14 protein-coding genes are annotated in these 13,242 nt (G+C 45.3%); 8 read left to right on the top strand and 6 right to left on the bottom strand.

Going from position 1 to position 13,242, the window contains the following annotated elements:
- Window positions 1-3: 3 nt before the first annotated feature.
- Window positions 4-567, top strand: coding sequence for a phosphoribosyltransferase (locus tag IUA53_RS11260; protein WP_044056840.1), 564 nt, complete (start codon window positions 4-6; stop codon window positions 565-567).
- 78 nt (window positions 568-645) lie between these two features.
- Here IUA53_RS11260 and IUA53_RS11255 read toward each other — a convergent pair whose 3' ends face one another.
- Genes IUA53_RS11255 through IUA53_RS11245 form a run of 3 tightly spaced genes read right to left on the bottom strand, consistent with a single transcriptional unit; the run spans window position 646 to window position 2,867 of the window.
- Window positions 646-1,287, bottom strand: a complete 642-nt coding sequence (locus IUA53_RS11255; RefSeq protein WP_196897108.1) for an energy-coupling factor ABC transporter permease — start codon at window positions 1,285-1,287, stop codon at window positions 646-648.
- A gap of 29 nt (window positions 1,288-1,316) precedes the next feature.
- Window positions 1,317-2,129 (bottom strand): exodeoxyribonuclease III, encoded by an 813-nt coding sequence (gene xthA, locus IUA53_RS11250; RefSeq protein ID WP_044056842.1) that lies wholly within the window; start codon window positions 2,127-2,129, stop codon window positions 1,317-1,319.
- 54 nt (window positions 2,130-2,183) lie between these two features.
- Complete coding sequence (locus IUA53_RS11245) at window positions 2,184-2,867, bottom strand: biliverdin-producing heme oxygenase (protein ID WP_196897107.1); 684 nt, start codon at window positions 2,865-2,867, stop codon at window positions 2,184-2,186.
- 211 nt (window positions 2,868-3,078) lie between these two features.
- Between IUA53_RS11245 and IUA53_RS11240 the strand changes: the two genes are divergently transcribed.
- Both IUA53_RS11240 and IUA53_RS11235 read left to right on the top strand, forming a co-directional pair.
- Entirely contained in the window at window positions 3,079-3,471 is a 393-nt protein-coding gene (locus tag IUA53_RS11240) for a DUF2750 domain-containing protein (protein WP_044058839.1), read from the top strand.
- A 48-nt stretch (window positions 3,472-3,519) separates the two neighbouring features.
- Complete coding sequence (locus tag IUA53_RS11235; protein WP_044447077.1) at window positions 3,520-3,963, top strand: SufE family protein; 444 nt, start codon at window positions 3,520-3,522, stop codon at window positions 3,961-3,963.
- A 28-nt stretch (window positions 3,964-3,991) separates the two neighbouring features.
- On the opposite strand, the gene IUA53_RS11230 is transcribed toward IUA53_RS11235, so the two are convergent.
- Window positions 3,992-5,275, bottom strand: coding sequence for a glycosyltransferase (locus tag IUA53_RS11230; protein ID WP_044447079.1), 1,284 nt, complete (start codon window positions 5,273-5,275; stop codon window positions 3,992-3,994).
- Window positions 5,276-5,453: 178 nt separating this feature from the next.
- Between IUA53_RS11230 and IUA53_RS11225 the strand changes: the two genes are divergently transcribed.
- Window positions 5,454-6,299, top strand: a complete 846-nt coding sequence (locus tag IUA53_RS11225; protein ID WP_044056845.1) for an HDOD domain-containing protein — start codon at window positions 5,454-5,456, stop codon at window positions 6,297-6,299.
- A gap of 56 nt (window positions 6,300-6,355) precedes the next feature.
- On the opposite strand, the gene IUA53_RS11220 is transcribed toward IUA53_RS11225, so the two are convergent.
- Entirely contained in the window at window positions 6,356-7,171 is an 816-nt protein-coding gene (locus IUA53_RS11220; RefSeq protein ID WP_044056846.1) for an acyl-CoA thioesterase, read from the bottom strand.
- 172 nt (window positions 7,172-7,343) lie between these two features.
- On the opposite strand from IUA53_RS11220, the gene IUA53_RS11215 reads away from it, so the two are divergent.
- Both IUA53_RS11215 and IUA53_RS11210 read left to right on the top strand, forming a co-directional pair.
- Window positions 7,344-8,690, top strand: a complete 1,347-nt coding sequence (locus IUA53_RS11215) for a spinster family MFS transporter (protein ID WP_044447081.1) — start codon at window positions 7,344-7,346, stop codon at window positions 8,688-8,690.
- Window positions 8,691-8,805: 115 nt separating this feature from the next.
- Window positions 8,806-9,612 carry an alpha/beta fold hydrolase gene (locus tag IUA53_RS11210; RefSeq protein ID WP_044056848.1) on the top strand — a complete coding sequence of 269 codons (807 nt, stop codon included), beginning with the start codon at window positions 8,806-8,808 and terminating at the stop codon, window positions 9,610-9,612.
- Between the two features lie 39 nt (window positions 9,613-9,651).
- Here IUA53_RS11210 and glgC read toward each other — a convergent pair whose 3' ends face one another.
- On the bottom strand, window positions 9,652-10,926 hold the full coding sequence (glgC, locus tag IUA53_RS11205; protein ID WP_196897106.1) for a glucose-1-phosphate adenylyltransferase: 1,275 nt from the start codon (window positions 10,924-10,926) through the stop codon (window positions 9,652-9,654).
- 352 nt (window positions 10,927-11,278) lie between these two features.
- Between glgC and IUA53_RS11200 the strand changes: the two genes are divergently transcribed.
- Together IUA53_RS11200 and IUA53_RS11195 are read left to right on the top strand one after the other, a co-directional pair.
- A complete protein-coding gene (locus IUA53_RS11200; RefSeq protein WP_044056850.1) occupies window positions 11,279-11,812 on the top strand; it encodes an SRPBCC family protein in 534 nt (177 codons plus the stop codon).
- 205 nt (window positions 11,813-12,017) lie between these two features.
- Window positions 12,018-13,205 (top strand): MFS transporter, encoded by a 1,188-nt coding sequence (locus IUA53_RS11195; protein ID WP_044056851.1) that lies wholly within the window; start codon window positions 12,018-12,020, stop codon window positions 13,203-13,205.
- Window positions 13,206-13,242 lie beyond the last annotated feature (37 nt).

The following is a 13,242-nucleotide window of genomic DNA, read 5'->3' as shown; positions in this document are numbered from 1 at the left end:
GTCATGAATAAGAATTTTATTACCTCGCAATCGCTATTACAGGATTCCTTTCGCTTAGCGGCAAAGGTTTATGAGGACGGGTTTCGTCCCGACTTCATTATTGGTATTTGGCGTGGTGGGGCGCCAATTGGTATCGCGGTTCAAGAGTTCTTTGAATTTAAAGATACCCCTACTGATCATATTGCCGTTCGTACCTCTTCTTACTATGGCATTAATAAGCAATCGAAAGAAATCCGTGTTCACGGGTTACATTATTTGGTTGAAAACGCTAACGCCAACGATAAGCTATTAATTGTTGACGATGTGTTTGATTCTGGCCGCAGCGTAGATGCGCTTATAAAGCAAATTAACAAATTAATGCGCTTGAATATGCCCAAAGACATTCGTATTGCATGCCCGTGGTACAAGCCTCAAAATAACACCACTGACATAGTGCCAGATTACTATGTAAACGAAAGCGATGAGTGGTTGGTGTTCCCTCACGAGATTGCAGGTTTATCTGAAGAAGAAATTCGTGAAGGTAAAGGCGAGCTGGCTGATGTTATGGATATTTTATTTAAAAAGTAGTCCGTACAAAACCAGCCTTAAACATGAAGTTTGCTGGTAAAGCCGAATCACTAAAAACCGCTTTTATAAGCGGTTTTTTTATTTGTCTAAATAAAATTTATCTTGAAAAGTGTATACCCATTTGGGCTGGTAAATCACCAAAATAGTGATAGCCATGCCATTAATTAACGCTTCAGGAAATACGAGTAAGGGGGTGAGCAATAAATAATTATTGTAAATGGTATCCCAGCTATACAGATTGTCGGCATAGTAATAGCCGCTTAGGGTGAGAATTTTAAGTGCAGTGGATAATGCCCCTGGAAAAAACGCGCACAAAAAAATGTAAACAAACAAATGTCTAGCAATGCGGTGAAACGTCAGCATAAGTACCAAGTAAGTGATACCTATGGGCAATAGCACGCCAAAAACGCCGTTTACACCGATACTTTGCCATGACCCATAGCCTGCGGCCGTTGCACCAACCAGAGTTAGGGTGGCGGTTATCACCGCGTAGCGAAAGCCCAGCATAAGGGTCACCGCACTTAACCCCAGAATATGCACGTTTAGCCCATCAAAAATACCTGCCCTAAACATCCACAACACGAAAAGGGTGGCAGCGGTGCCAAACACCAAATGTTGTTGGTGTTTGTCTTTTGATAAACCTATAAGCGAGATGTTCTTAATACTTATTGTAAGAACAAGTGCGTAAACGCCTAAACATACCCATTGAATTAACGTCATATTCTGGTTCTGTGTTTAACCTATTGAATTTACTCGCTAGTGTAGGTTGCCCAAATTGGCGCATGATCTGAGGGCTTTTCAATTCCTCTCAGTTCATAATCAATGCCCGCTTCAGACAAGTCAGCGTGCAAGCTTTGTGTAGCCAATATTAAATCAATACGTAAACCACGGTTATCGTTAAAGCCTTTTGAGCGATAATCAAACCATGAGAATTTATCGTCTGTATCTGGGTTTAGGGTTCTGAAGCTGTCTTCAAAGCCCCAGTCTATTAGCGTGTTTAGCCATTGTCTTTCTTCAGGTAAGAAGCTGCATTTACCGGTACGTAGCCAACGCTTTTTGTTTTCTTCCCCAATGCCAATATCAAGGTCTGTGTGTGAAATATTCACATCTCCCATCACAATCACTTTTTCATCAGGGGTGTGGTAAGTATTCAAGTAATGCATTAAATCTTGATAAAACTTGCGCTTGGCTGGGTATTTGGTTTCATGCTTTTCATTTTCACCCTGAGGGAAATACCCGTTTAGTATGGTAACCGGATCACCTTTATCGTCGGTGGTTTTTAATATGATCATCCGTCTTTGGGCATCTTCTTCGTCAGTAGGAAAGCCTTTTTGGACAGACAAGGGCGCTTTTTTCGCTAAGAAGGCCACGCCGTAATGGCTTTTTTGACCGTGGAAAAACACCTGATATCCCATGGCTTCCACCGCTTCTACGGGAAATTGTTCGTCGTGAACCTTAATTTCCTGTAAACCTATTACGTCTGGCTGGTGGGTGTCTATTAATGCTTGCAACTGATGTAAGCGGGCTCTAATGCCATTGATATTAAAAGAGATAACCTTCATTTTACTTCTATTCCCATGGAAATTTTTTGTATTCTATCAAATTATTGCACTGAATTAACCGCAATACTCGTGGGGGCGCGGTTGCAAAGAAGCTTGATTCCCTAATGCTATTAAATGCGTAAACCATTGGTTTGCATCAGCCACTACCCATGAAGAAAATTGCGCTTCGGTAACGCCTAATGTTTGGCACAGCGGCGCAAGACGGTTGTCGATATGAGCTTTAAAGGCCACCCAATGCTTGGCCTTACTGGCCATTTCGCCATAGTAATGGACAGGTAACGCAGGGCTTATTCGCTCGTTTTGATTTTGTATTCGGCGAACAAGCATATTTGCGCCCATTGAAGAGCCTAACCAAACATACATGGCAGCAATAACAGAAGAAATACTGTGGGTAAATGGGGCGTCGGTAATGGCAGCGTTCCCACGGTTTTTTTCCCGTTGCGGGGCATATTGCGCTAAGGCTTGACGATCTGTTTTAAGCGACGCTAACACCTGAGAGGCGCCTAAAAAAGGCAGCATGCTGTCTATATTTAGGGCGCGTAAGCCGGCGCTGTTTGGTTGAGAGGTTAAATAAGCCGTGACATCTTGATGAAACTGACACATGGTTTGCAATATGGCACTGTATTGAATGACGTCAATGGAGTTAGACCGGTGAAACGAAGAAAAAGGCGCGGTGTTTTCCAATTCACGATGGCGTTCAGCCGTTTTTGTTTTTAATTCAGTAAATAATGTGTGCATATAAAAGATTAGTTATGTGAAGGCATGCTGATGGCGTTAATAACGGCATGGATGGTTTCCATGCTTCGCGAATAAATGTGTCCTGTTGAAGCATTTAGCATAGTAACAAGAAGGTTCCATTGAACCTAGTTTATTCTTTATGGCTTAGAGATTGCGTAGCCATAGTTACAGGGTATACTTGCCGCTTTTAATTGCCACGAAGGTCGCCAACGTGTTCCCCGATACTTTAACCAAAACCCTGAACGACGCTACGCTTGCTCAAGCAAAATCCCTATCTGCAGAAGACCGTCAAATGCTGGTGGTTACCTACGTACCAAAAGCAAAAGAAGTGTGGCTGGTTAAGGGGCAAGACGGTTTTGTGATGCTTGAGGATGACAATGAAGTACGCTTGCCTTTGTTTCCTCATGTGGATTTAGCACAAGATTGGGTCAATGAAAACGGCCTTGATAGCGAGTGTGTTGCCGTGGCCCTTGATGAGTTTACCCAAACGTGGTTGCCGGGACTGGCAAAAAATGGTGTGGAATTGGTGATGTTTCCCACGAAAAGTGATGAGCAGAATTTGGTGATGAGCGCCGACGATCTTGCCGCAGAATTGGCAAGCTAGCTCGGTTGTTGATGGTTTAGTGTAGGCAAAAAGGTAAATTTATACGTTATGTGTAGCAGTCAATTCCCATCGGACCCATTACCTATTGCGCAATCGGTCGCCAGTGCGAAAGGTTGGGATGGGGCTACGCGGGCAATGATGCTGGCAGCAAAGCAGTTGCCTATTTTGCCCGAAGCTTTGCGCACCGCACAGCATTATGTGCCAGGGTGCGACAGCGACGTATGGTTAGGTGAAGTGGCATCAGATGCGTCTGCGTCAATGCAGGAAGAAACACACACCAATATCCCTACTACGCTGGCCGCTTATTCACCCAGTAAAATCATTCGTGGTGTGCTGGCAGTATTGCTGGAAAAAGCGAATCAGCTAACTGCTGAACAAAGACGGGCGTTTGATTTTCATCAGTATTTACGTGAAAACAATCTAGAACGCCACTTAAGTCAGTCGCGAGCGAACGGGATCAATGCGGTGCTGGCAAGATTATCTGGGCTTTAGTAAAAGGCAAAAAGCAAGAGGCAAACCGCTACACGCGGTTTTTCGCTTCTATCCACTGCGACATGTATTTGCTGGCATTCAGCGATTGCTGCCATAGCAAGCCATGGAAAAATAAGGAGTCATGGTGGGCAGCAAGGCGCTGATGCAAGTTTTCCACGTGGTTTATAAATGCTGATGGCTGCACGTCTTTCTGGTAGCTAGAAAGCAGCGCTTGGCCTTTTTCCACTGCGGCCTGCCATTGGTCTTGATGATGATACAGGGCTGCTATAGCGTTGATCCACGGCTGTATTTGACTGTCCTTTTCACAGGGAGTGGGTAATAGCGCGCCACCCCACAGAGGGTTATGCTCGTCAGACTCGTTGGGGTCAAAAGGCGGCAACAGCCCCTCAGCCCCCATGTCGGTGGTAAGGGTAGGGGTATTGCAGCGCATGGCATCTAATAACTTTCCTTTAATGCCCGCACCAAAGCGTATGGGGGCAAGCAGCAAGCGCGCCTGGGCAATAACGTTATCGGCATCTTCGGCCCATCCTTCCACATAAAACCCTTGTTTGGGATTATGCAGTTGGGTGGCCTTTTTCGGTGGGTATGCGCCATACACTTTCATGTTTACCGAAGGAAATGCTTTTCGTATAGCCGGCCACATGGCTTTAAGTTGTAAAACAGCATCCCAATTAGGGGCGTGGCGAAAGTTACCAATGGTCACGAGATCTTGCCTTTCCTCAAACGAGGGAGGGCTTTCTAGCGGTTTGCCTGCATCTAGCGGAAAATAATACAGTTGAGATTCGGGCACACGGTAAACATGTGTAAGCAGTTGGTATTCGGCGCTTGAGATGACCAGTGTGATATCACTACGTAATATGGCGCCTATCTCGCGCTGAGCGAGTGCAGTATTTAAGTGCGCCTTAGTCGCGTCGTTTTCCCGCTTCACCGCTTCAAAGCGTGCATGCCGTAAACTATGTAAGTCTTCAGTATTAAGAATGTGCAAGGCGTCTGGGCAGGTTTCTTTAACCCGCCATGCAAATTGCTCTTGTGTCATGTATCTATCGAACACCACTACCTGGGGTGCAAATTGCAAAAGTTGCTGGTTAAAGCTACTGCAGTTCAGTGCTACCGTTTCACAGTTAACCCCCAACGCGGTTAAATCTGCTTTATGTACACTGTCTGTGGCGGCTGTCACAAAAGTTACCGTATGCCCCTTGGCCACGAAGCTACGAATAAGGGAAAGCATGTTTTTCCCCGCCGCCGAAGAATTAGGTTCGGGCCATACATAGCCTATTACAAGAATATTAAGCAGTTTATCTAACACAAGCATTTAGTTTTACGTAATAAAAGCGCAAATTTTAGCATGGTGAAGCCGAAAGGCTGTAACATATTCTTCCTAGTCTAAACTCGAAAAATCCAGCGCAATGTACTAAAGGTTGATTGAGCCTTTTAATAATGGCGTCTAATCTAACTATAAATAACCGTCCTTACTTGGAGCTAACACCGACATGAACATTTCAGAAATGACGGAAAAAGCGAACGATTTGTTTGTGCTGCCGGAATCGGTAACACGTCTAAAAGCGTGTATGGACGATCAGGCTTCCAGCATTGATGATATTTCAGAAATTATTGCCTATGACCCTGCGCTTACCACGCAATTGCTTCGGGTGTCGAACTCCGCGCTTTATCGTTTTCCCAATCGAATTGATACCGTCACTAAAGCCATTCAGGTGGTGGGCACGCGGTCTACCTACGACCTTGCGTTAGCTTACGGTGTGAGTCACGCATTCAAAGATATTGATAGTCAAATAATTGATTTGGATAAGTTTTGGGAGCAAAGTGTGTCGTGTGGTTTGTTGGCTAAGTATTTCACTGACGTCAGAAATATTCGAGAGCCTGAGCGACTGTTCGTTGCTGGCCTTTTGCACAATATTGGTGAGCTTGTGGCAGTTACCTTCAACCCCGATGGCGTGAAAAAATGCCAACGGTTCACTGCTCAAGTGTCACCGGTAGAGTTACAGCGAGCGGTGTTTGGGTTTACTTACACCGAGTTAAGTGCGTCGCTTATTAAGGCTTGGTCGCTGCCTGAGACTATTTATCAACCTATTTCCATGATGAACAAAACAGAGACCCCCTCTAGCGATGTGGAAACCTGTATTTTGCAGCTTTCGTACGTTTTAGCGCTTGATAACGTTAACCCGGAAATTTACCCCAGTTATAACAATTTAGAACCACACCTACCGCAACAGCTAGCCTTAGACGACAATGATCTGGAAGATGCGCTAGATATTACGAACTTACAATGCGTGTCGGTTATTTCGCTGTTTAACCCCAGTGCGTTTATGTTGTATTAAGGCTACGCTCAAAGACGGTTGTAGCCTTATTGAACAAGCAACGTTGCTGGTGTTACCTAGTCGAAAACCGCCACGGTTTGTCTGCTAATAGCAATGACTTCGTTGTGTTTATCCCAAATGGTAGCTTCGGTGTGACCGTATCCATCTGCGGCTTGTCGCGTATGCGCTTTATACGCAAACCAGTCGGTGGGTGACACTGGCTTATGCGGGTGAATAAACTCAATATTCCAGCTGACGGTACTTGCCGGAGCAGGGAATTTCATCATCTGTAGCAGAGTAGGCGGCCAAGCATCAATAAGGGTGATGATGTGAGCATCGTTAATGCTTGCAGGTGGCTGCTTAAAGCGCATAAAGCCATGGTATATGCTGTCTTTTTTACGTGTGAAAGGAATACCGCCAGCGTCGATGGCTAAGTCAAAATGACGCAGAAATTTAGGGGTTACCTTGGGTATCTGGGGAATAAACTTGGCTTTGGTGGGTTCAGGCATGCCGTGAATTTCGGTATTTTCTACCCGTATGCCCGATTTTCTACCAATACCAAAACAGGCTTGCACGAAAATACAACTTTTTCCCTGTTGCGTGGCGTGAGCAATAAACTGAGAGACATTTTTGCCTTCTCTTAATTTTGTAACTTCAATGGAAAAAGGTTCATCTAACGATAACGGCCCAACGAAGTTAGTGGTGAAAGAACGCAAAACGCGACTTTCTTCAACTTGTTGCCTTATTGCACTGTACAGCATACCTGCGGTTATGCCACCAAACGCAGTGCGTCCTTGTCCCCAATTTTTGGGAATAATAAGATTATCTACTTTCCAGCTATTGTCTGAAACCGCATCTAATGCAGGTAACGTTAAAAGTGAATCTACCGTCATTGTAATCCATCTGGTCTGATCAGTTAGGGTGTCAACATCCTACATCAAGCGGCAGTGAACAGAAAGTCTGACTCAACATTTCTTCTTATGTTAACAAATAACTAACAATTAGTTGCCACTTAATTAACTAGGTGCGTAGACTAGCCGTTCAACCTATTTAAAAGGGAATGGTATGGCTTTAACTCATGCTCACGGGCTTCCAGCTAACGAGAATGCAGCACCTTCGCGGCGGTATCGCAATTATGTCCTCTTTGTACTTACCTTAGTGTATGCCTTTAACTTTATTGATAGGCAAATTATCGGCATTTTATCTCCGTTCATCAAGGCCGACTTGGGCCTAGACGATGCGCAGTTAGGCTGGCTAAAAGGGATTTATTTTGCGCTGCTTTATACTGTGATGGGTATCCCAATCGCATGGCTGGCAGACCGATACAGTCGCGTGAATATTATTGCTATTTCGTTAACCTTATGGAGTGGTTTCACCGCGGCATCTGGGTTAGCGGCTAACTACGTACAACTCGCCGTGGCGCGAATTGGTGTGGGCATAGGCGAAGCGGGTGGAAGCCCTCCTTCACACAGCATTATTTCTGACCTGTTTCCAAAAGAGAAGCGGGCGGGTGCGTTAGCTATTTATTCGCTTGGTATTCCTTTCGGTGTGATGTTAGCGTTTTTTGCCTCTGCATTCTTTTTGCAGGGAGGAACCGCCGATTGGCGAACGGTGATGTACAGTGTGGGCATTCCCGGTGTGCTATTGGCCTTGCTTTTAAAATTTACCGTTAAAGAACCGGTGAGAACCCAATCTCAGCTTCAGTCTGAATCTCAGGCTTCTCACGCGCCATCAGCGCAAAAAGCCAGTGTGACCGCGTCGCTAAAAACCTTGTTGAAAGTGCCTACATGGTGGGGCATGGCACTGGGGATTTCCTTTGGCTCCTTCGGTAACTATGCTATCTCCACTTGGGTAATAGACTATTACGTCAGGGCGTTTGCAGGGCTGGATATTACGCAATTACTCATTGTGTTTGGCATTATAAACGGCACCGCATACGCCGCTGGCGTTTGGTTAGGGGGTTATGTGGCCGACAAATGGGGCAAGAAAAACAAAAAAGCGTATGCGTTATTGCCGGCTATCGCATTAATTATTGGCGTGCCCGCCTTTTACTTTTCTTTGCAAGTACAAGATTTGTGGTTGTCTGTGGGGTTAATGGGCTTTTTATTGTTTACCAGCGGTTCGTACTTAGGACCAAGCTTCGCAATGGCACAAACTCTAGCACCGCTTAATGTGCGCGCTATGTCTACCGCATTATTTTTCTTTGTACTTAATATTATTGCATTAGGTGGTGGCCCTACGTTAACCGGTGTTATTAGTCAGGCCTTGGTTCCTTCATTAGGTGAAACGGAAGCATTGCGCACAGCGCTCTTGTATCTGTTAATTCCTTATGGGCTGTCTATTATGGTGTTCTTATGGACAAGCACCAAGATAGTCAAAGATTGGGAGATGGCAGAGCGTCGGGGCCTGTAGTAGACTCTGTTCCCTTATTAGGTGCTTAATCGCTAAGTACCTAATAAGGTTTTTTTAGGTTAACGCCATCGGTTTTTAATGCTATTAGCAGTACGTCAGTGAAAGGAGCATATCATTGTCGCAATCATCATTAACGTTTCATTTTGCCCACGCAAATGGTTTCCCTGCGGCAAGTTACAACACATTATTTTCTTATCTTCCTGATCATTTTCAACGTCTTCATGTGAGTATGTTTGGTCACGATGATGCCTTGCCAGTAAACGGTAATTGGCGAAATCAAGTGAAAGAGTTAATTAACCACGTTGAACGGGAAAACCGGGATGAGCGCGGTGTGTTTGCCGTGGGTCATTCCTTTGGGGCGGTTATCTCCTATATGGCGGCGTGTGAGGCGCCTCATTTGTTTCGCGGCGTCATCATGCTAGACCCGCCGCTTGTGGTAGGGCCCATGAGCCACTTCTTCCGTTTTGCCAAGAAAACACCGTTAATTAACAAGCTTACCCCAGCAAAACTTGCTGAAACTCGTAACACGCGCTGGCCAGCTAACACAGATTTAGACGCGTACTTTCATGGCAAAGCCTTGTTTCGCAATATGGATAAACGATGCGTACGGGATTACGTGAAAAGCGTTATTCATCATCAAGGGGATGAGGCCAGATTAGGTTTTAAAGCTGATGTGGAAGCGGCATTGTTTAGAAATGTGCCACACAATTTGGGGCGATATAAAGGTAAATTATCGTGTCCCGCGCTACTTGTTACAGGTAAGCAAAGCCAGGTGTGCAAGCCCACAATGTACACCAGGTTAATGAAGCAAAATGCAATCACTCATACGAGTTTAGAAGGGGGACATATGTTTCCGTTAGAACACCCAGAAAACGTGGCTAATTTGATATCAACCACGTTGTCTAAGTGGAATGCGCGCTAGGTACACCAGGTGTACCTAGTATGGTAGTGTTATTGCTCATTACACGGCGGCTAAGCCACCCACAGGTTGGCCAAGCATTTCACGGGTAACCAATACCACGCCTTTTTCAGAGACTCTGAATCCTCTTGCCCTGTCTGCGTCATGATCGTAGCCAATGACAGTGCCCTCGGGTACGGTGCAGCCTCGGTCGATAATCACCTTTTTAAGCTTGCAGTGGCGCATAATCTCAACATCAGGAAGAATAACCGCATCTTCAATTAGGCCATAGGAGTGGACACGTACATTTGAAAAACAGATGGACGCACGCAATGTTGAGCCTGAAATAATACAGCCTCCAGACACCACTGAGTTAATAGCTTCACCGCGCCTGTCGTGGTCTTCCCACACAAACTTCGCCGGGGGAAGTTGCTCTTGGTAAGTCCAAATCGGCCACTTTTGATCGTAGAGATTGAGCTGCGGCACGGGCGCAACCATTTCCATATTGGCTTCCCAGAAGGAGTCTATGGTGCCTACGTCGCGCCAATAGGCATTATCACCGCCACTGCTTTCAAACGGGAAGGCATAAACAGGATGGTCTTTAATAATGGAAGGAATAATATCCTTACCAAAGTCACGCTGTGAGCCTGAGGTTTCCGCGTCTCTGCGTAGCTGCTCGAATAAAAATTCGGTGTCGAATACGTAATTGCCCATTGAGGCTAGGCATCGGGTGTCGTCGTTGGGCAAAGGAGCAGGGTGTTCAGGTTTTTCTTGAAAGCCATTAATACGAAGGTTTTCATCTACTGACATTACCCCGAATGCGCCTGCGGCTTCTTCAATGGGAACCGACATACAGGAGACGGTCATTTTCGCACCAGATTCTTTGTGGTGCGCCAGCATGGTGCCATAGTCCATTCGGTAAATATGGTCGCCAGACAAAATCATAACGTATTTAGGTAACTCGTCGCGGATAATATCAATGTTTTGAAAAACTGCGTCTGCGGTGCCTTCATACCAGCTATCGGAAAATCGTTGAGACGCGGGGAGTATTTCTACTGATTCACCGAGTTCTTTTTTGAAGTGCCCCCAGCCGCGTACAAGGTGTCGAATAAGCGAGTGTGATTTATATTGGGTGACTACACCAACCCGTCGAATACCTGAATTAATGCAATTAGAGAGTGGGAAGTCGATAATTCTAAATTTACCGCCAAAATAAAGCGCCGGTTTTGCGCGCCATGTGGTCAGTTCATGCAGTCTAGACCCCTTACCGCCAGCTAAGATGAGCGCGTAGGTATCGCGAGTCAAGTTACTGATATAGCGTGAACTGTTATCTGCCATATCTTATTTCTCCATCATTGAGACACAAAACTGCAGTGTCGGCGAGCTTAAGCTCTGTTTGAATAGGTGCCAAGAAAGCATGACAGGGGATGGTATGTAAACCCTGACACTTGGCTTGTAGATAACCTAACTTCATATTACACAAGAATAATTAGAATGCCATGGGGTTTTGCATACGTATGTAAAATAATCGTGATCGTCGTCGAAATGTGGGAAACGTTTCCATTTAATGTGAAACACAAGGCTGTAGTTAAGAATAATCATTCTCAACTTTACCCAGGGCTACTAAGTTTGTTAATTAAATGTTATGTTTGATGCGATAGCAACTCTTTAACTACCAGTGGAGAACTAGATGGCGTTTTTAAAAAAGCTCTTAATAGGCATAGGTGCGTTAATCGTGATTGTCTGTGTTATTGGTTTCTTCTTGCCCAGTGAATACAGTGTGGAACGTCGCATTCTTATTAAAGCCAACCCCAGTGAAGTTTATCCTGAAGTGGTGGATTTAAAAGCGTGGCAAAAATGGGGTGTTTGGTTTAAACGGGATCCAAACATGGTCATTGACTACAGTGGCCCAGACAGAGCAATTGGTATGCGTTCTGTGTGGCAAAGTGCCACAGAAGGCAATGGTGAAATGGAAATTACCCAGCTAGTACATAACAAAAATGTGGAGTATAGACTGTATTTTCCCGATTTTGATATGGGATCCACAGGTTCTGTATCGCTTACGCCCACGGAAGAAGGCACCTTGGTGACCTGGACCGATGAAGGCGAGGTAGGCATGAACCCGGTTGATCGTTATTTTGTACTCATGATTGATGGTTTAATTGGTCCCGATTTTGAAATGGGGTTAGAGAATTTGAAAACGGTGATTGAAAACCAAAGTTAGCCTTCATGTGCTGCTACGTTGTGAACCCCCCAGGGTTAGCAACCGATAGCGTTAAAATAAGAGGGGTAAAGTGGTTAGATTAAAAAGTGATCTAAATTGTGCTGGTGACTTTAACAATGTGGATGTAAATGCAAAAAGGGTCGTGAAAACGGCCCTTTTTTGTGGTTGAGTATATTTTATTGCCCAGTCGGAGAGCCTACACCCAATGGCAAATAATAAGCGTCGTTTAATTCTAGCGCTGGCTTTTAACAAACTCGCGGATTTATTGGCATCCGCAAAAACCACCTTGCCCGCATTGTTGCTTTCCCTTTCTGCACCCGTATGGATGGTGGCCTGGTTGGTGCCTATTCGCGAGTCTGGCGCACTGTTACCACAAGCTTTTATTGGCGTTTATTTACGTAAACACGAAGCTCGTCATCATGTATGGCGCCTTGGAATGGCCTTACAAATTTGCGCCATTACCACCACCTTGCTTGCCGCCTTAGTGCTAAGTGGTGTGGCTGCGGGCGCCGTTGTGCTAACGGCGCTTGTTGCCTTAAGCATAGGCCGTTCGGCGTGTTCTCTTACCATTAAAGATATGGAAGCCGATGTCGCAGAAAAAGGGGAACGGGGCAGGCTGGTGGGCATTGCTTCAACGGCGTCAGGTTTAATGACATTGTGTGTGGCGGTGCCATTAGTTTATTACCAACAAGCGTTGCAAAACTATGCGGTGATTGGATTGGTTGCAGGGTCTAGCGTGTCGTTTATCATCACGCTTCTTTGTTTACTGCCTGTTAAAACCTATGTGAAAGCCGAGGACAACAACAAGGGCCAAGAAGGGAGCGATGATGAAAATCGCCGGCTATTAAGTGTTAATTTTGATAGAACGGTTTATACCTTTATTGCAGTAAGAGGGTTGTTTGTTCATTCGGCATTAGTGGCACCTTATTTTATGCTTGAGAGCGATCAAAAGGCCACTTCCTTGTTGCCCGTGTATCTGGCCGCACAAGCATTGGCCGCGTTATTGTCGTCTTTTTTATGGGGAAAGGTCGCTGATAAAAGCGCGAGAAGCACCTTGCAGATAGCCGGTATATTGGCGTTAAGCGCGTGCGTGGCATTGCTTGTATTTAACCCTAATGGTTTGTGGTTTTCAGCATTACTCTTTTTTGTTTTGTCTGTTGCTCACGCTGGGGTGAGAACCGGCAGAAAAACCTACAGTTTAGACGTGAAAGAGGGGCAAGGTCGCACAGAATTAGTCGGGTTTTCCAATACCGCCATAGGGCTGATACTGCTGGCATTTGGCGGGTTGTACGCGTTTCTTTCGTCGGTTTTGACCTTCTCTGTTGTATATATTATGGCCGCTATGCTGGTGGTGGCCATCATCAGTACAATTTTATTGCCTAAAGAAAAGTGATGCTGTGGTACAGCATCACTTTTACGTTGCCCAGAAG

Source organism: Alteromonas sp. B31-7, assembly GCF_015767655.1.
GTDB classification, from domain to species: domain Bacteria; phylum Pseudomonadota; class Gammaproteobacteria; order Enterobacterales; family Alteromonadaceae; genus Alteromonas; species Alteromonas australica.
The sequence above is the reverse complement of the archived record's forward strand: the minus strand, read 5'-3'. Positions and strand labels throughout refer to the sequence as shown.